Raw genomic sequence first — 17475 nt, forward strand, 5'->3', positions numbered from 1 at the left:
CCCTACTTCACCAGCATCAGCCAGGGCAGCCCCACTGCCAGGAAGACGATCAGGTTGATCGCCCCGAAGATCGTGCCCAGCCGCCAGAAATCCTTGACCGGCAGGAAGCCGCTGCCGGCATAGATCGGGCTCGGCCCGGTGCCATAGGGCGAGATGATGCCCATGATGCCCAGGCTCAGGCACAGCATCAGCGCCATCCGCTCCATCGGCATCCCGGGGATGGCGGCCGCCACGGTCAGCATCACCGGCAGCAGCGCGGTGACATGCGCGGTCACGCTGGCGAAGAGGTAGTGCAGCAGGAAGAAGGCCAGCACCAGCGCCGCCATCGCCGGCACCACCGGCAGCCCCTCCAGCGCGCCGCCGAGCAGCGCGGCGATCCAGCGCACCACGCCAACCTGGGCCAGCCCGCCGGCCAGGGTCACCAGCGTGCCGAACCAGACCAGCGTGTTCCAGGCCGGCTTGTCGGTCACCACGTCGTTCCAGGTGATGGTGCCGGTCAGCACCAGCAGCGCCACGACCAGCAGCGCCGCCATGGTCGGGTCCATGATCCCGGTGCCGAAGATCCACAGCGCCAGCGCCAGCACCACCAGCGCCGCGAGCATGATCTCCCGTCCCGTGAGCGGGCCGAGGTTCTTCAGTTCCGCCTGGGCCCAGGCCTGTACCTCGGGGCTGCGCTGCACCTCGGGCGGATAGAGCCTGTAGGCGAGCCAGGGAGTGGCCAGCAGCAGGATCGCGCCGACCGGCAGGAAGCCGACGAACCAGGAGGTCCAGTCCAGCGAGATATGCGCGGTCCGCCGCACCAGCTCCACCGCCAGCAGGTTCGGCGCAGGGCGGTGAGGAAGAGCGAGCTGGTGACGCAGGTGGAGGCGATGGCCGTCCACATCAGGTAGCTGCCGATCCGCCGCGCCGAGGGGTCGTTCGGCCTGGAATCATAAAGGGGCGGCAGGTTCTTCACGATCGGGAAGATGGTGCCGCCGCTGCGCGCGGTGTTGGACGGGGTGAAGGGCGCCAGCACGCCGTCGGCGATCATCACCGCATAGCCGAGCGTCAGGGTGCGCCCGCCGAGCCGGGAAACCAGCAGCAGCGCCAGCCGCCGCCCCAGCCCGGTCCGCTCATAACCGAGCGAGAAGATGAAGGCTGCGAAGATCAGCCAGACCGTGCCGTTGGAGAAGCCCGACAGCGCCCAGGACACGGCAGCGGCGGTCGGGTTGAATCCCGGCTGCGCCAGCTGCTCCGGCGAGAACAGCACCCATTGCGCCGCGAGCCCCGCCAGCACCACGCCCACGAAGCCCACCGCCGGAGAGGGGATGGGCTCCGTGATCAGCCCCGCGATGACCGCCGCGAAGATGGCCAGGAAATACCAGGCATGCTGCTGCAGGCCAGGAGGATGGGGCAGAAGGGCGATGCCGACCCCGATCACCAGGGGAAGGACGGGGGCGACCCATCCACGCTTGGACATGGCGAAGTTCCGAATCCGGTTCTCCGCCCAGTTTCACCTTCTTCGCGCGGCCCGTTCTGACCTGGATCAAGTCCCCGCCATCACCAAAGGGCGAGCGGCCCGCATCCCCGGCGATAGGCCGCCTAGGCTGCGGCGCAGCGGGCGCAGGTCCCCTCCACCTCCACCGTGGCATGGTCCGGCCGGAACCCGACCCGCCGGGCGGCGGCCTCCACCGCCTGCATCACCGCCGGGTCGGCCATCTCCTGGGTGGTGCCGCACTGCCGGCAGATCAGGAACTGGTGCGGATGGCCGTGGGCGTGGCCATGATCAGCCTCCATGCAGCCGACAAAGGCGTTCAGCCGCTCGACCTTGTGGATCAGCCCCTGCTCCAGCAGGAAGTCCAGCGCCCGGTACACGGTGGGGGGCGCCGCGCCCGGCCGCTCGGCCTTCAGCAGGTCCAGCAGCGCATAGGCGCCCAGTGGCTGGTCCGCCCCCAGCACCAGCCCCAGCACCTGCCGCCGCAGCGGGGTGAGTTGCGCCCCGCGCTTCAGGCAGGATGTCGCCGCCCGATCCAGTGCCGCCTCAAGCCCCTGCGCCATGCCCCTGCTCCCATCCGGTCCATGATGCGTTATATAGTATCGCATGCAGAGCCACCCAATCGCCGCCCCTGGCACCAACCCCGGCCCTGATGCCGGAACTGCCCCGCAGCCGCCCGGCGAGGCGGCGATCGCGCGGTTCCTCGGCGGGCTGCGCTTCGACGCCCAGGGCCTCGTCGCCGCCGTGGCGCAGCAGCACGACACGGGCGAGGTGCTGATGCTCGCCTGGATGAACCGCGAGGCCGTGGCCGAGACCCTGCGGACCGGCCGGGTCACCTATTACAGCCGCTCCCGCCAGGGCCTCTGGCGCAAGGGCGACACCTCCGGCCAGGTGCAGCACCTGCGCGAGCTGCGCCTGGACTGCGACGGGGATGCTGTGCTGGCGCTGGTGGACCAGGTGGGCGTGGCCTGCCACACCGGCCGGCGCTCCTGCTTCTCCTGGGCGCTGCGCGGGGAGGCACTGGCCGCCATCGCCGAACCCCTGGAAGACCCGGCCACGCTGTACGGCACGGCCGCGCCCGCCCACGGCCATTCCGGATAACATGGCACCGGCAACCTGGAGGGAGGTCCTCCAGGCTCCCCTTCCACCTTGCGTTGCATCCATCCCACGGGCACTAATGGCGGCGGAATGAGACGCCGCACGGGCCGGGCCGCCCGACACCCCACCCGTTCGCACCCATGACCGAACCCGCCGCCCGGATCCTGTTCGACGACGGCCACCTGCGCGTCGTCCTCCAGCCCGCCGAGGGGAAGGCCGGTGGCCGTGGCACGCTGCTGACCTTCGCCGACCTGACCTTCCGCCCCGATGGAACGCGCGCCTGGGGCATGGTCCCGGCGCGCAGGCTCGGCCTCGACCTGATCGGCATCGTCAGCCACGCGCCAGACTGGTATCCCGCCCGCTCCGTCGAGGCCGCCGCCCGCGCGGTCCGCCCCTTCGTCGATGCGCGCACCGTCGCCTATGGCTACAGCATGGGGGCACATGCGGCGCTGAAGCATGCCCGGCGCCTGGGCGTGAACCATGCCCTGGCGATCTCGCCGCAATACTCGATCGACCCGGCCGTGGTGCCGGAGGACAACCGCTACGCGGGCTATTTCCGCAGGAAGCTGCATGCCGGCCTGCACATCGACGCGGACGAGCTGCCGCCGGTGCCGGTGATCGTGGCCGACCCCTATCACCGCGAGGACGGTGCCCAGGCCCGCGCCATCATGGCGGCCGGGCTGGCGCACTGGGTGCCCGCACCCTTCATGGAGCACTGGGCAATCCACCTGTTCCGCAGCAGCCAGGTGCTGGGGGAGGCGCTGGACACGGTGCTGGCGAACGACCCGCTGGCGCTGCGCCAACTGCTCCGCCGCCGCCGCCAGACCCATGTCTGGCATCGGGTCGTGGCGCGGGAGGCGTTGCGGCGCGGGCATGAGGACCGGGCCACCCACCTCCGTGAGGGCGCCCTGCGCCATGGCTGCGATCCCGCCCTGCTTCGCGACGATCAGCGTGAGCTCGTGCCCATGATGCTGCGCCGCTTCTTCGAGGACGGGAGCTGGCACCGGCTGGACGCCGCCTGGTCCCGCTACGGCGCGGTGCTGTCGGGCGCCTTCGATCCGTTGCAGGAGGTCGGCCACATGCTGACCGCCGCCGGGCGTGGCGCCCTGGCCGAGCCCTTCTTCCGGGCCGCCCTGGATGTCCGCCGCGACGTCGCGCATGTCCATGGCGGGCTTTCCGTCGCCCTGTCCGCCCAGGGCCGCCTGCGGGAGGCCGTGGATGCCGCCCTGGCCGGACGCGGCTGGGTGCCGGGCGATGCCGCCCTGGCGGTGCTGGCGGGCGAGGCTCTGCTGGAGGCCGGCGAGCCAGCCCTGGCCGAGCCGCATTTCCGCGCTGCCCTGGCCCCCGAGGAAGTCGATTCCGCCACCGGTCCCCGCGCCGTGGAACGGGCCCGCGCCCAGGCCGGCCTCGGCCGCGCCCTGGCGGGCCAGGGCCGCGAGGCCGAGGCCGTCGCCGCGCTGCGCCGGGCCGTCGCGCTGGACCCGCAGGCCGAGTCCCATGCCCTGGCCCTGGCAACCCTGCTGCGCGACACCGGGGCGGCCGAGGAAGCCCTGCTGGCCTGCCAGGGCCTGCTGGCGCGGCACTCGGATAGCGAGGCCGCCCGCCGTCTCCTCGCCAGCCTCGCCGCGGCGCCGCCCACACGGCCGGAGCCGCCGCCTCCCACAACAGCCGCCCAGGGCGGCGGCTTCCTGTCGCGCCTGCTCGGACGGGGTTGAGCCGCCCCATAGCCCGGTGGGGTGGAACTGCTCTATGCCCTACCCAATGTCCGACCCCGTCTCGCCCCTGCGCACGGAGACCCTGCGCGGCGCCGCGCTGCGCCCCTGGCTGCCGGCCCTGTCTCGCCTGCGCGTCGCGGTGTTCCGCGACTGGCCCTATCTCTACGAGGGCGATCCGCGCTGGGAGGAGGACTACCTCGCCGCCTATGCCGACCGCCCCGATGCCGCCGCCGTCCTGGCCTTTGCCGGGGAAGAAGGGGGCCGCGAGGTCGTCGGCGCCGCCACCTGCCAGCCCATGGCGGAAACCCATGACGCGGTGCGCGAGACCTTCTCCCGGGCCGGGCTCGACCCGGCGGCCTTCTGCTATTTCGGCGAATCGGTCCTTCTCGCCCCCTGGCGCGGCCAGGGCATCGGCCTCCGCTTCTTCGAGGGGCGCGAGGCCCATGCCCGCGCCCTGGGCCTGAGGCACGCCGCCTTCGTGGGCGTGCGGCGCGACCCGGCGGATCCGCGCCGCCCGGCGGGGCATGTGCCGCTGGACGGGTTCTGGGCAAGGCGCGGCTACCGCCACCATCCGGAAATCGTGGTGCGCATGGACTGGCCGGAGATCGGGAGCGACGGCGGCGAGGTGGCGCACGAGCTCACCGCCTGGCTGAAGGACCTGACATGACCCCGCCCGCCCCGCTCCGCCTCGCGCTGCTGCAATACCCGGTGGAGCGCCCGCGCGACGTGGCGGCCTTCGCGGCGAAGCTCGACACCTGGCTGGCCCGCATCGCCGGGCAGGCCGACCTCGCCGTCCTGCCGGAATACGCCGCCGTGGAACTCGGCGCCGCTCTTTCCGGCAATGCATGGGCCGGCAGCACGGGCGACGGCCTCGCCGTGGACGAGGCCGGCGAGCTGCGTGCCATGACCGATGCCGCCCCCGCCATCCTGGCGGCCATGCAGGAGGCTGCCCGCCGCGCCGGGCTCTGGCTGCTCCCCGGCACCCTGCCCATGCGCGGCCCGGACGGGCTGGTGCGCAACCGCGCCCCGCTGATCGACCCGGAAGGCCGCCTCGCCTTCCAGGACAAGCGCTTCATGACCCGCTTCGAGGCCGAGCGCTGGATCGTCTCCCCTGGTGCCGCGCCGCAGGTCTTCGACACGCCCTGGGGCCGGATCGGCATCTCCATCTGCTACGACGTGGAGTTCCCGGCCCATGTCCGCGCCCAGGTCGAGGCCGGGGCTTGGCTGGTCCTCGCCCCCTCCTGCACGGACACGATGCACGGCTTCAACCGCGTGCGCTTCTCCGCCGCCGCCCGGGCGCTGGAAAGCCAGTGCTACGTCGCCGTCACCCCCACCGTGGGCCTTGCCCCCTGGTCGGCGGCGCTGGACGTGAACCGGGGCTTCGCGGCGGTCTTCGGCCCGGTCGATCGCGGCTTCCCGGAGGATGGCGTCCTGGCCCGCGGCGCGCTGGACGAGCCCGGCTGGGTGCTGGCCACGCTCGATCCCGCCCGGATCGAGGCGGTGCGGGCCGATGGCGGGGTGCGCAACCACCGCGACTGGCCCGCCGCCCCCTTCCCCATTCCATTGCCGGGACGCTTCGCATGACGGAGGCGCCGCTGGTCTATCTGGTCGCCGGGGAAGCCTCCGGCGACGTGCTCGGCGCCCGGCTGATCGCCGCGCTGCGTGCGATGCGCCCCGATCTCCGCTTCGCCGGAGTGGGCGGGGAGCGCATGGCGGAACAGGGGGTCCAGAGCCTCTTCCCCATGCGGGAACTCGCCCTGATGGGACTGCTGGAGGTGCTGCCGAACCTCCGCCGCCTCGCCCGGCGGCTGGACGAGACGGTGGCTGACATCACTGCCTGCCGCCCGGCTGTGCTGGTGACCATCGACGCGCCCAGCTTCGCCCTGCGCGTCGCGGCCCGGGTGCGCCCCACTGGCCTGTCGGTGGTGCACTACGTCGCCCCGCAGGTCTGGGCCTGGAAGCCTTGGCGCGTGAAGAAGATCGCCCGGCAGGTGGACCGCATCCTGGCCCTGCTGCCCTTCGAGGCGCCCTTCTTCGAGAAGGCAGGCATCCCCGTCAGCTTCGTCGGCCATCCGGTGCTGGAAAGCGGCGCCGACCGGGGCGACGCCGCCTGCTTCCGTGCCCGCCACGGCCTGTCGCCGGAGGAGCGCGTGGTGCTGGTCATGCCCGGCAGCCGCCGCACCGAGGTCGCCCGCCTCCTGCCCATCTTCGGCGAGGCTCTGCGCCGGACCGAGGCACGGGTGCCCGGCCTGCGCCCCGTGGTGCCGCTGGCCGGGCCGGTGGAGGAGGCCGTCCGCGCCGGCACCGCCTCCTGGTCCCCCGCCCCGATCCTGGTGCGCGACGTGGCGGAGAAATACGACGCCTTCGCCGCCGCGCGGGAAAGCGGCGGGGTGGGGCTGATCAAGTCCGGCACCTCCTCGCTGGAGGTGGCACTCGCCCGGGTGCCGATGGCCGTGGCCTATCGCGTGAACCCGGTCACGGCGGAAATCGTCCGTCGCATCATCAAGGTGCGCTTCGCCAGCATCGTGAACCTGCTGGCCGACGCCGAGGTGATCCCGGAATACATCCAGGAGAACTGCACGCCGGAGAAGCTGTCCGCCGAGCTGGTCCGGCTCCTCGCCGAACCCGGCGCCCGGCAGGGGCAGGAGGAAGGCTTCGCCCGCCTGCTGGAACAGCTCCGCCCCGGCCCGGGCCTGCTGCCCAGCCAGGCCGCCGCCCGGGCGGTGCTGGCGGAAATCGCGGCCCGGGCGCCATCATCCCTCCCGCCGCCCGCCGAATCGGAGCCCTCCCTCCCGGCCGCCGGCGCCTGAGCCGGAGGGCCCCGCCCGCACCATGCTGATCCCGTCGCTGCGCTTCGCCACGAGAAGCCTGCGCCTTCGCCCCGGCCTCTCCCTGGGCCTGCTGGTCGGGCTGGGCTGCTGGGGCGCCCTGGCCCGCTTCACCCCGCTGCGCCATTCCGCCGCCCTGCTCATCGGCTGGAACGCGGCGATGCTGGTCTATCTCCTGATGCTGCTCCATGGCGCCCTGACCGCCGATCCGAGGCTGGCCAAGAAACGCGCCGAGGCCCTGGACGAGACGCGCTGGGGCGTGCTGGGCGGCACGGTGACGGCGGTGCTGGTGTCCCTGATCGGAGTGGCGCTCGACATGGCCGGGGCCAAGGGGGATTCGCCCTGGACCTCCGCCCTCGCCATGGCCACGGTCCTGCTGTCCTGGGTCTTCGTGCAGGTACTCTTCGCGACGCACTACATGCACGAGGCAGCGCTGCGCGGCGGCATCGAGTTCCCCGGCGGCGAGAAGCATCCGGACCTGCTGGAATTCCTCTATTTCTCCTTCACCGTGGGCATGACCGCCCAGGTCTCGGACGTCACCACCTCCTCTCCCGGGATGCGGCGGCTGGTGCTGCTGCACGGCATCCTGTCCTTCATCTTCAATGCCGCCGTCATCGCCGGGACGGTCAATATCGCGGCCGGACTCGCAGGTTGACGCTGAACACGCATTGACATGTCAAGACCCTGTCAGAATCTGTGGCATGGGAGGAAAAGGAGACACCATGTTGGAGGCCCAGACGCTCAGCATCAGCGTCGCGCGCAACTGGCGGTCGCTCTACGAGGCGCTCTGGCATCCAGAGAGCTTTCCGCTCTGGGCCACCGGACTCAGCGCCTCCTCGTTGGAACCGGATGGCGATGCCTGGGAAGCCCTGGGCTCCGAAGGCCCAATCCGGATCCGCTTCACCGGTCACAATGCCTTCGGCGTCATGGACCACTGGGTGGAGCTCCAGGACGGAAAGATGGTCCATGTACCAATGCGAGTCGTCGCCAATGGCGAAGGTGCCGAGGTGATGCTCACCCTCTACCGCCAGCCTGGCATGTCAGAGGAAGCCTTCCGGCACGACCAGGACTGGGTGCGACGTGACCTGCAGCGCCTGCGCGAACGCTTCAGTTCAGTTCCTTTTTCGCCGGATCCATCGAGCTGATCTTCATACAGCCGTTACCGACACGGCTATGTCGTGTCAGGCTCGGTGACGGTCCCACAAAATACACTCAGCAATAGCTTGGGCCATCATGCTTTCGGAATGGGTCCTTGTTAGGTGGAAAAAACGGGACCGTCCCCTCCTCAGGGGAAAGAAAATCGGTTGCATATTCCAATCCGGGTTCCTGGCGGCGCTTTGTCTTGAACGAACCCAGGAATACAGAATTTTCAGGAATTCTCGGATAGCAACTGGACCAAGTAAGCCTTTTACTTTCCCCGGCAGCCAAATCACACAGACGAACGGGTTTACCCCGCCTCGCCGTTGCCCCCAACATCAGCAGGTTCGTCACCAGCGCCGTGGACCAGGGGGTGCCGTCGGAAAGCCAGCCCACCGCCGCGTTCCCCAGCGCCGCCAGTCCGATTGCGTTCCCCGGTGGGCGCCGAGGCGGCCCCGGCCTTGTGCGGAGGCCGCCATGGCACCGGTCATGAAACTGGCCGCACCAGTCCGGACACGGTCGCGATCACCGTGCCGGCGTGGAACAGCCGGTCATCGCCGAGGCGCAGCCCCAAACCGGCTGTTCAGCATGTTGGCGTTCATCATCCCGGCAATGTTGAGACCGAAGAGAAAGCCGGGACCTCCACTCAGACTCCGGCGGCGAGACGCGAGGCGGCCAGCGCCTCCTCCACCCGCAGCGCGGCATCCAGCGCCGCACGCCCGGCCGCGCCATCCACCCGCACCGGCGCGCCATCCAGGCAGGCCGCCACGAAGCCCGCATGTTCGGCCTCCAGGCTGTCGCGGTCCTGCCAGGAGGACTGTTCCGCGCCGAAGCCCGGAAGCTGCTCCAGCGCCGCGCCCTCGCCCTTGCGCACCACGTGCATGGTGCGGGCCAGGAAATCCATCTGCAGATAGCCCTCGGTGCCGAAGAGGCGCAGCCGCCGCTCCATCTTCAGGCTGACCCGGCTCGCCGTCAGCGTCGCCACCCCGCCATTGCCGAAGCGCAGCCGGGCATTGGCGATGTCCGTCTGCGCCGAGGCGATCGGCCCGCCCACCGCATCGACGCCGACCAATGGCGCGCCGAACAGCGCGAAGGCCAGGTCGATGTCGTGCACCATCAGGTCCAGCACCACCGGCACATCCAGTGAGCGGGGGCGGAAGGGTGCGATCCGCACGGCCTCCATGTAGAGCGGCCGCCCGATCCGGGCCGCGACCCCGCCCTCCCCGCCCATCAGCGCGGCGAAGCCGGCCGAGAAGCGCTCCAGATGCCCGACCTGCAGCACGAGCCCCTTCGCCGCCGCCAGGGCGATCAGCTCGTCCGCCTCGGCCAGCGTCGCGGCAATGGGCTTCTCCACCAGCACATGCCGCCCGGCCTCCAGTGCCTGCCACGCCAGCCCGTGGTGGAAGGCGGTCGGCGTCGCCACGATCACCGCATCGGCCCGCGCGATCACCTCGGCGGCGGGCAGCGCCGGCACCCCCACCTCCCCGGCCACGGTGGCGGCGCGCTCCGGGTCATGGTCGTGCAGCCCCACCAGCTCCACCCGTGGGCCCGCGGCCGCCTTCAGCACGTGGAACCGTCCGAAATGCCCTGCTCCGAGCACGCCCAGCTTCAGCCGCATCCGTCTTCTCCGGCACCGATCGCGTGCATCACCCATGCACTCCGCCGCCGGCTCTAGATCATCCGGGCGCCGGGTTGAAGCGCGCAAGGCCCCCGGGAGGCGGTGGCCAGCGGAGAGGACGGGCGGGAAAGCGGGCGGGAAAACCACGCCCGGGGCGGCGCGGCATCCCTGTCACCATCCGCATCACGCCAGCGTCTTGCATGAAACCGGCGCAAACTTCATGTTCCGCCCCCTCAACCAGGGGCTGATCTCAAGGACCATGTTGTACTTCGCGCGATGGAAGGTCGCCGCGATCCTCGGTGTCATCGCGCTCGGCATCCTGCTCTGCCTTCCCAACTTCCTCCCCAGCTCCGCCCTGCCCTCCTGGGCGCAGCGGCAGATCTCCCTCGGCCTCGACCTGCGCGGCGGTTCCTACCTGCTGCTGGAGGTGGACCTGAACCGCGTGGCGCATGACCGGCTGGAGGCCATCGCCGACGGCGCCCGCACCCAGCTGCGGCAGGCCAATATCGGCTACACCGCCATCGCGACGGACGAGCCGAACCGCCGCGTGACCGTGCGCCTGCGCGACCCGGCCCAGGCCGACACGGCGGCGGCCCAGCTTCGCGACCTGGCGAACCCGGTCACCGCCTCCACCGGCGCCACCAGCCCGGACATCGAGGTCGCCGCCACCGGTGACGGCGCACTGAACGTGACCGTCACCCAGGCCGGGCTCCAGGCCCGGGCCAGCGGCGCGGTGGACCAGTCGGTCGAGATCGTCCGCCGCCGCGTGGACGAAACCGGCGTGGCCGAGGCCCTTGTCGCCCGCCAGGGCCAGGACCGCGTGCTGGTGCAGCTCCCCGGCGTGGACGATCCGAACCGGATCAAACAGCTCCTCGGCCGCACCGCCAAGATGACCTTCCACCTGCTGGACGAGAACGCGAACCCGCAGGCCACCGTGCCGCCGCCCGGCACCATGTTCCTGACCGGGGAGCGCGACGGCCAGCGCTATGCCGTGCGCCGGCAGGTGGCGGTGGACGGCGCCAACCTGTCCGACGCCCGCGCCTCGCAGGACCCGCAGACGCGCGAATGGGTGGTGAGCTTCACCTTCGATTCGGTCGGCTCCCGCCGCTTCGCCGACATCACCCGCGCCAATGTCGGCCGCCCCTTCGCCATCGTGCTGGACGACAAGGTGCTGACCGCCCCGGTGATCCGCGAGCCCATCACGGGCGGGCGCGGTCAGATCAGCGGCTCCTTCAACGCCCAGTCGGCCAGCGACCTCGCCGCCCTCCTGCGCGCCGGCGCCCTGCCTGCGCCGCTGACGGTGGTGGAGGAGCGCACGGTCGGCCCCGAGCTCGGCGCCGACGCCATCCGCGCCGGGCTGATCGCGCTCGGCACCGGCACGCTCTTCGTGCTGCTCTACATGGGCACCGCCTACGGGCTCTTCGGCTGGTTCGCCAACCTCGCCCTGCTGGTGAACCTCGTGCTCACCGGCGCCGCGCTTTCGCTGCTCGGCGCCACGCTCACCCTGCCCGGAATCGCCGGCGTCGTGCTCACCCTCGGCACGGCGGTGGATGCCAACATCCTGATCAACGAGCGCATCCGCGAGGAGGTGCAGGCCGGGCGCGCGCCCGCCTCCGCGCTGGAGGCAGGCTTCAGCAAGGCCTATGGCACCATCCTGGACAGCAACGTCACCAACCTGCTGGCCATGGCCGCGCTCTACCTCTTCGGCTCCGGCCCGGTGAAGGGCTTCGCGGTGACCGTGGCGCTGGGCACCGTCGTGCACCTCTTCACCGCCACCACGCTGGTCCGCCTGATGATCTCGTACTGGTTCCGCTCGCGCCGGCCGCGCAGCCTGCCGGTCTGAAGGGGGCAAACCATGCTTCGACTCCTGACCCATCCCCTCTTCCGCGTCGTCCCGGACGGCACGCGCATCCCCTTCATGCGCGGCCGCTACATGGGCATCCTGGTCTCGGCGATCCTGTCGCTGGCCTCGGTGGTGCTCGCCTTCCATCCGGGGCTGGAGAAGGGCATCGACTTCAAGGGCGGCATCCTCATGGAGGTGCGCACCCCGGGGCCCGCCGACCTGGCCCGCACCCGCTCCGCGCTCGACGCACTGGGCGTGGGCGAGGCTGGCGTGCAGGAATTCGGCAGCCCCGACAGCGTGCTGATCCGCCTGCCCGTGCAGGGCGACGAGGCGGCGACGCAGCAGGTCGTCAACCGCGTGCGCGGCGCGCTGGACCAGGTCGCCCCCGGCAGCCGCATCCTGCGTACCGACGCCGTGGGCAACCGCGTCTCGGACGAGCTGTTCCGCAACGGGCTCTACGCCCTCGGCTTCTCGCTGCTGGCGATGCTGGTCTACATCTGGGTCCGCTTCGAATGGCAGTTCGCCGTGGGCGCGGTGACGACGCTGATCCTCGACACCACCAAGGCGGTGGGCTTCCTGGCCGTCACGCAGATCGAGTTCAACCTGACCACCGTCGCCGCGATCCTGACGATCATCGGCTTCGGCGTGAACGACAAGGTCGTGGTCTATGACCGCGTCCGCGAGAACCTGCGCAAGTTCAAGACCACGCCGTTGCGGGAGGTGATCGACCTGTCGATCAACCAGACGCTGAACCGCACCGTCGGCACCTCGGTCACGCTGCTGCTGTCCGCCCTGCCACTGGCCATCTTCGGCGGCGACACCCTGTCCGGCTTCGCCTGGACGGTGATCTTCGGCATCGTGGTGGCGACCTCCTCCTCCATCTTCATCGCGGCGCCGCTGCTGCTCTTCCTGGGCGAACACCGGCTGCGCCGTGGCGAGGCGCGCCCCGCAGCGCCTTCGGCAACCGGCATGAAGACTCCGGCGAAGCCCTCGCAGAAACCTGCCCAGACACCCGCAAAGAAGCCGGAGGCCCAGCCGCAACGATGACGGCGGGCCGATGGGGCCGGGCCGAGGAGATGCCGGCCGGAGCCCTGTGGAGACCCGGCCCGTGGCTTCGCCGGTGAGGCCAGCGGCGGCACCGGGCAGGCGCCTGTTGCTGAGCCTGGCGGCGGGGCTGGCGGCGCCTTTCCCGGCGCGGGCCCATCCCGCCGGGGCCGCGGGGGAGGTCACCCTGCTGACCGGAGGGGCGGAGGGCGGGCCGAGCGACCTCTGGCTCCGGGCCTTCGCCCCCTTTCTGGAACGCCACCTGCCGCGCTACGCCGTTTCCGTGGTGAACCGCCCGGATGCCACCCGCGCGCAACTGCTCGCCGGCATCGCCGCCGCCCCCGTCAATGGCCGCAGCCTGGGCTATGCGGTCACGCCCGACATCTTCGTGGAACCCGGAAAGGGCCGCGCCCCGGGCCTGCTCAGGCGGCTGCGCCTCCTCGGCGCGGTGGCGGAGGATCCCCTCGCGCTCGTCGCGCCGCCGGAAACGAGCCTTGCCGGCCTGCAACGTGAGCGGGAGCCGCAAACCCTGGCTCTGCCACCGGAGGGTTCCACCGCCGCCCTTGCCGCGCCAATGCTGCAGGAACACCTGCCGCTGGTGCCGCTGCACTTCCCCTCCGCCGCCGCCGCCCGGCAAGCGACCCTCTCAGGCAATGTCTCTGCCGCTCTGGTCCGGCTCTCCGATGCCATCGCCGCGTTGCAGGAAGGCCGGCTCACGGTGCTGGGGCTGGCCCTGGCGGAGCGCTGCGCCCTTCTGCCGGAAACACCCATCCTGAGTGAGCGGGGCATTCCCCTGGTGGCCTCCGCCCGGCGCGGCTTCGTGCTGCCCGCCGGTACGCCAGATGCCCTGGCCATTCCGTTGGCCACGGCGCTGGCCAAGGTGGTGGCGGACCCGGAATACGTGGCGCAGTCGAATGCCGCGGGCATACTTCCCGCCTTTCTGAGTGAGGCCGACTGGACACGGCTGGTCCGTCGGCAACTGGCGTCGCTGAAGCTGTAGTTCCCTTCGGGAGCTTACGGAAAGCATGAAGATTTCCGCAATGTTCACACTTCTGTATTGTCTATTTTTTGATACTAAGGTAACTTCTTTCCCCGTGACCAGTTCATGCCCATATGCTGCCGATCAACGGGAGGAACGCTTTGCGGGGCCCATGATCAATTCCGGCGACAGGGCGGAGGACGCGCAGGCACCCATCATGGTTCTGACCCAGGACCAGGGCGTGCTCCGGGCCGCGCGCAGCGCGGTGAGCGCGCTCGGCCAGCCGGCCTCCGCGCTGCAACACGCCTTTTCCCCGCAGGAAGCCTTGAATGCCGTCCTGGCAGCGGATGAGCCGCCCCGCCTCCTGATCCTGGAGGATGGTGCCAGCGGTAACGGAATCGACGAGCTCCGCGTCGCGACGGCCGATGCCTTTGGCGCCACCCGCAGCATGGTGCTGAGCCGCGACCACGCCGCCGCCCTTTCGCCCCGGGCGATTCGCGCCGCCATGCGGTCCCTTCCCGCCGCCACGCCCCTGGCGGAGGACACGGAGGCGATCCGCCTCGGCCTGCTGCAAGGCCAGGTCTCGGTGCGCTACCAGCCCATCGTCCGCATCCGCGACGGCCAGCCGACCGGCGCCGAAGCCCTGGCGCGCTGGGAGGCCCCGACCGAACGCTATTCGCCCGAAAGCTTCGTGCCAATCGTGGAAAGCGCCGGACTCGGGCTGGACCTGTCCATCGCCGTGGCGCGCCGTGCCGCGCAGGAATTCGCCATGGTGCGCCGCAGCCGCCGCCGGGGAAGGAACTGCCGTGTCTCGGTGAACCTGCCGCTTGCGGTGCTGCTGCAGGACGACACCGCCGCCTGGCTCGGCCTGATCCTGGCCAAAGCCGGCCTGCCCGCCCATGCCTTGGCGCTGGAACTGACGGAGACAACGCCGGTCGAGGACCGCAGCCTGCTGCGGCGCGCCCTGCTGCGGCTACGCCGGGCCGGCCACGAGGTGCTGTTGGACGACCTTTGCCTCGACGATCCCCGCGAATCGCTGCTGGACCTGCCTTTCGGCGGCGTGAAGCTGGACCGCAGCGTCACCGCCGCCATGCGCCACAGCCACCGCGCGCGGAACATGGTCCGGCGCGTGGTACGGCAGGCCGATTCGGCCGGGATGCGTGTGGTCGCGGAGGGCATTTCCGATCTGGGCCTCTGGCGTGCCGCCGCCGCCGCCGGGGTCTCGCACGCCCAGGGCTATGCGGTCGGCCGCCCCATGCCGGCGGAAGTGCTGCCCGTCTGGTCGCGGAACTGGACGCAGCCGCGCTTCAACCCGGCGCGCCGGTTCCAGGCGCCGGGTTGACCCGCCCCGCCCGCAGAAGCGCGGCGAGGCGGTCCAGCCCTTCCTCCACCGATGCATGCCACCGTCCGGCCAGTTCCCGCGAGGCGGCCAGGAGCTCCGTGCGCAGGGCGGGGCTGGCACGGTGTTCCGCCATCCAGCCCGCCACCGCCGCCGCATCCCCGGCCTGCTGCGCCGGATGCCGCGCTCCGAGTCCGGCAAAGGCGTGGCGCGTACCGATCACCGGATGCCCGAGACCCAGGGCCTCCACGGTCTTGATCTTCAGCCCGGTGCCGCCCTCGACCGGGTTCACGACGCAATCCACCAGCCGGTAAAAGGCGCCCGCCTCCGCCACCGGTCCGATGGCCATGCCAGCGGAGCGGAATCCGCCCGCCACCCCGGCCTCCCCGGCCAGGAGCCAGGGAATTCCCGGGTGCGGGGCCAGGGCCCGGTCCAGCGCCGCCACCCCATGGAGGTTCCAGACATTGGCGCTGGCTAGCAGCCCGAAATCCCAGGCCGCCGGTCCCCTGGCGCGGGGCGGCACAGCCCCTGGCCCGGCCGCATGGCCCACCGTCAGCACCGCCCGCGCGCCGCGCCGGCGCAGCACTTCGCTTTCCTCCGGCTGGATGCCCAGGACCAGCTCGGCCCGCGCCAGCCCCGCCGCTTCCTCCGCCAGCCCGGTCCAGAACCAGGATGGCGCGAGGCCGAGCCGCGCCGCCTCCGCGGCGCGCCCGCCGACCAGATCGTGGGTGTCCAGCACGCGGAAGGCCCCCGGCACCGCCTCCAGCACCGCCGACATCCAGGTGTAGGAGGCGATCACCACGTCGTAGCGCCCCTGCCGGTGCAGCGCCGCGACCGCCTCCACCGTCTCCGGCGGGCACCAGTCGTCCAACGCCCAACGGTCGGCATGGGCGGGAAAGCGCGCCGGGCGCCAGGGGATGGGATGCCGTGCCAGCCAGGGCGAGGCATCGTCTCCGCCCGACGCCTTGCGGGGCGGCGCCGCCAGTTCCATCGGCAGGCCACGGCTGGCCAGGGCCCCGGCCAACCGGTGGATACGGGCCGCATTGCCCGCCCGTACCGGCAGGGGCGAGAGCGGCGAGACCAGCAGGATGCGCGGGCGGGCGCCCCGTAGCGGCACCGGATGGGCGGGACCCGGCGGCACCGCGAGCGGCGGCGGCGCGGCGCGGAAGTCCTCGATCACGGCGCGATAGGCTCGCGCCACCGAATCCGGCGAGAGCACCGTCCGGGCGAAGAGCCGCGCCCGCTCCCCGATCGCGTCGCACAGCCCGGGATCGCGGCTCAGTGCCGCCAGGGCCGCCACCATCGCGCGCTGCGGCGCCAGGGCGGGCAGCGCCAGCACCGCATCGCGCGGCAACTCGGCATAGGCTCCCGTGTCGGAGACCAGCGCGCAGCGCCCCGCCGCCAGGGCACGTGCCAGGGTGCCGGAGCTCTCCCCCACCGAGGGCGCGCGCAGATTGGCCAGGACGTCGCAGGCGGCGATGTGGAGGCCGAGCGCCGATTCCTCCAGGAAGCCCGTCACGCGCAGCCGGCCCTCCGCCCGCAGGCGCTCCACCACCGGGCCGGGCGGTCCTGTCACCGCCTCGTCCCATTCCCCGGCATGGAGCCAGAGCAGGCCCGGCCGGCGCGGCGCCAACGCGGCCACGGCCTCCGCCACCCAGCCGAGGCGCTTGGCGCGCGAGGCGAAGCCTGCGGTGAGGATCACGAAGGCATCCCTCGGCAGGCCCAGCGCCACGCGCGCCGCTTCCCGGTCGTACGGGCCCGGCAGGGCCAGATGCGGGATGACCGCGCAGCGCAGGGCCAGTTCCGGACAGCGCTGCCGCAACAGCCCCTCGGCATGGCGCGAATGCACCACCACGGCCCTCGCCCCGCGCAGGGCGGGCCGCAGCAGGTCCAGCGCCGAGGCCGCCGCGCCGGGTAGGCGCCCCCCCTCCAGCCACGGCTTCCCCAGCCCTTCCCACAGCGCCGGCCGGGCCGCCTGGATCTCTCCGGGCGGCAGGGCGAGGCGCGCCGGCACGGCGAGGGTCATGTCATGCAGCGTCACCACCCCCGGCACCCGCCGCAGCGCGCGCAGCACGAAGGCATGGCCGGGATTGTTGCCGATCTGGTGCAGCGCCCTCGCCCCCGGGGGAATGGCAGCCCCGGCGGCCTCCTCCGATTCGCGGATGTCGCAGTCATAGGCGCCGGAAAGCGCGTCAGTCAGGGCCCGGGCGTAATCGGCGATCCCGTTCCGGATCGGCGGCATCGGGGAAAAGACGTGCAGCCTGGGTCGCAGAAGCCTGATCTCCGGCCTGAAGGGAGGGCACTCTCGCCCAATGGTTGATGATTGATTAACCTCTCAGGATGATTGCGTCATGTCCATCTGGGCCCATCCCGCTCAGGTAGCAGGGCGCCATGCCGGAG

The 17475-nt window shown here is 71.7% G+C and carries 14 protein-coding genes and 1 pseudogene; 11 read left to right on the plus strand and 4 right to left on the minus strand.

Annotated elements, in window-relative coordinates:
• Positions 1–2: 2 nt before the first annotated feature.
• A pseudogene (locus BT98_RS28535) lies at positions 3–1459 on the minus strand (anion permease).
• Positions 1460–1581: 122 nt separating this feature from the next.
• Positions 1582–2037: a Fur family transcriptional regulator gene (locus BT98_RS0103270; protein ID WP_019460005.1), complete on the minus strand. Its 456-nt coding sequence runs from the start codon at positions 2035–2037 to the stop codon at positions 1582–1584.
• Between the two features lie 43 nt (positions 2038–2080).
• Between BT98_RS0103270 and hisI the strand changes: the two genes are divergently transcribed.
• The 7 genes from hisI to BT98_RS0103305 all read left to right on the plus strand — a co-directional run bounded on the left by hisI (position 2081) and on the right by BT98_RS0103305 (position 8260).
• On the plus strand, positions 2081–2575 hold the full coding sequence (hisI, locus tag BT98_RS0103275; RefSeq protein ID WP_019460004.1) for a phosphoribosyl-AMP cyclohydrolase: 495 nt from the start codon (positions 2081–2083) through the stop codon (positions 2573–2575).
• A gap of 137 nt (positions 2576–2712) precedes the next feature.
• Complete coding sequence (locus BT98_RS0103280) at positions 2713–4287, plus strand: tetratricopeptide repeat protein (protein ID WP_019460003.1); 1575 nt, start codon at positions 2713–2715, stop codon at positions 4285–4287.
• A gap of 34 nt (positions 4288–4321) precedes the next feature.
• Positions 4322–4954, plus strand: a complete 633-nt coding sequence (locus tag BT98_RS0103285) for an acetyltransferase (protein WP_026032997.1) — start codon at positions 4322–4324, stop codon at positions 4952–4954.
• A complete protein-coding gene (locus BT98_RS0103290) occupies positions 4951–5871 on the plus strand; it encodes a carbon-nitrogen hydrolase family protein (protein WP_019460001.1) in 921 nt (306 codons plus the stop codon). Before BT98_RS0103285 ends, BT98_RS0103290 begins: the two co-directional genes overlap by 4 nt.
• Positions 5868–7097: a lipid-A-disaccharide synthase gene (gene lpxB, locus BT98_RS23085; RefSeq protein WP_019460000.1), complete on the plus strand. Its 1230-nt coding sequence runs from the start codon at positions 5868–5870 to the stop codon at positions 7095–7097. The genes BT98_RS0103290 and lpxB overlap by 4 nt, the downstream gene beginning before the upstream one ends.
• Before the next feature lie 22 nt (positions 7098–7119).
• Positions 7120–7770, plus strand: a complete 651-nt coding sequence (locus BT98_RS23090) for a DUF1345 domain-containing protein (protein ID WP_019459999.1) — start codon at positions 7120–7122, stop codon at positions 7768–7770.
• A 67-nt stretch (positions 7771–7837) separates the two neighbouring features.
• Entirely contained in the window at positions 7838–8260 is a 423-nt protein-coding gene (locus tag BT98_RS0103305) for a hypothetical protein (protein WP_019459998.1), read from the plus strand.
• A 638-nt stretch (positions 8261–8898) separates the two neighbouring features.
• On the opposite strand, the gene BT98_RS0103310 is transcribed toward BT98_RS0103305, so the two are convergent.
• On the minus strand, positions 8899–9870 hold the full coding sequence (locus BT98_RS0103310) for a Gfo/Idh/MocA family protein (protein ID WP_019459997.1): 972 nt from the start codon (positions 9868–9870) through the stop codon (positions 8899–8901).
• A gap of 259 nt (positions 9871–10129) precedes the next feature.
• On the opposite strand from BT98_RS0103310, the gene secD reads away from it, so the two are divergent.
• The 4 genes from secD to BT98_RS0103330 all read left to right on the plus strand — a co-directional run bounded on the left by secD (position 10130) and on the right by BT98_RS0103330 (position 15078).
• Positions 10130–11713, plus strand: a complete 1584-nt coding sequence (gene secD / locus BT98_RS0103315; protein WP_026032996.1) for a protein translocase subunit SecD — start codon at positions 10130–10132, stop codon at positions 11711–11713.
• Between the two features lie 12 nt (positions 11714–11725).
• Entirely contained in the window at positions 11726–12760 is a 1035-nt protein-coding gene (gene secF, locus BT98_RS0103320; RefSeq protein ID WP_019459995.1) for a protein translocase subunit SecF, read from the plus strand.
• A 61-nt stretch (positions 12761–12821) separates the two neighbouring features.
• Positions 12822–13757: a tripartite tricarboxylate transporter substrate-binding protein gene (locus BT98_RS0103325; RefSeq protein ID WP_157223091.1), complete on the plus strand. Its 936-nt coding sequence runs from the start codon at positions 12822–12824 to the stop codon at positions 13755–13757.
• 151 nt (positions 13758–13908) lie between these two features.
• Positions 13909–15078, plus strand: coding sequence for an EAL domain-containing protein (locus tag BT98_RS0103330; RefSeq protein WP_019459993.1), 1170 nt, complete (start codon positions 13909–13911; stop codon positions 15076–15078).
• Here the strand turns inward: BT98_RS0103330 and BT98_RS25895 are convergent.
• Positions 15044–17317, minus strand: a complete 2274-nt coding sequence (locus BT98_RS25895) for a glycosyltransferase family 4 protein (protein ID WP_019459992.1) — start codon at positions 17315–17317, stop codon at positions 15044–15046. The genes BT98_RS0103330 and BT98_RS25895 overlap by 35 nt on opposite strands.
• Between the last annotated feature and the right edge of the window lie 158 nt (positions 17318–17475).

It is taken from the genome of Roseomonas mucosa ATCC BAA-692 (genome assembly GCF_000622225.1).
GTDB classification, from domain to species: Bacteria; Pseudomonadota; Alphaproteobacteria; order Acetobacterales; family Acetobacteraceae; genus Roseomonas; species Roseomonas mucosa.

What these genes read in the sequence shown, in the direction of transcription:
- BT98_RS0103285 (WP_026032997.1), top strand. Translation starts at nt 4,322, where the DNA reads ATGCCCTACCCAATGTCCGACCCCGTCTCGCCCCTGCGCACGGAGACC.
- hisI (WP_019460004.1), top strand. Translation starts at nt 2,081, where the DNA reads ATGCAGAGCCACCCAATCGCCGCCCCTGGCACCAACCCCGGCCCTGAT.
- BT98_RS0103305 (WP_019459998.1), top strand. Translation starts at nt 7,838, where the DNA reads ATGTTGGAGGCCCAGACGCTCAGCATCAGCGTCGCGCGCAACTGGCGG.
- BT98_RS25895 (WP_019459992.1), bottom strand. Translation starts at nt 17,317, where the DNA reads ATGCCGCCGATCCGGAACGGGATCGCCGATTACGCCCGGGCCCTGACT.
- BT98_RS0103290 (WP_019460001.1), top strand. Translation starts at nt 4,951, where the DNA reads ATGACCCCGCCCGCCCCGCTCCGCCTCGCGCTGCTGCAATACCCGGTG.
- secD (WP_026032996.1), top strand. Translation starts at nt 10,130, where the DNA reads ATGTTGTACTTCGCGCGATGGAAGGTCGCCGCGATCCTCGGTGTCATC.
- secF (WP_019459995.1), top strand. Translation starts at nt 11,726, where the DNA reads ATGCTTCGACTCCTGACCCATCCCCTCTTCCGCGTCGTCCCGGACGGC.
- BT98_RS0103310 (WP_019459997.1), bottom strand. Translation starts at nt 9,870, where the DNA reads ATGCGGCTGAAGCTGGGCGTGCTCGGAGCAGGGCATTTCGGACGGTTC.
- BT98_RS0103280 (WP_019460003.1), top strand. Translation starts at nt 2,713, where the DNA reads ATGACCGAACCCGCCGCCCGGATCCTGTTCGACGACGGCCACCTGCGC.
- BT98_RS0103270 (WP_019460005.1), bottom strand. Translation starts at nt 2,037, where the DNA reads ATGGCGCAGGGGCTTGAGGCGGCACTGGATCGGGCGGCGACATCCTGC.
- BT98_RS23090 (WP_019459999.1), top strand. Translation starts at nt 7,120, where the DNA reads ATGCTGATCCCGTCGCTGCGCTTCGCCACGAGAAGCCTGCGCCTTCGC.
- lpxB (WP_019460000.1), top strand. Translation starts at nt 5,868, where the DNA reads ATGACGGAGGCGCCGCTGGTCTATCTGGTCGCCGGGGAAGCCTCCGGC.
- BT98_RS0103330 (WP_019459993.1), top strand. Translation starts at nt 13,909, where the DNA reads ATGATCAATTCCGGCGACAGGGCGGAGGACGCGCAGGCACCCATCATG.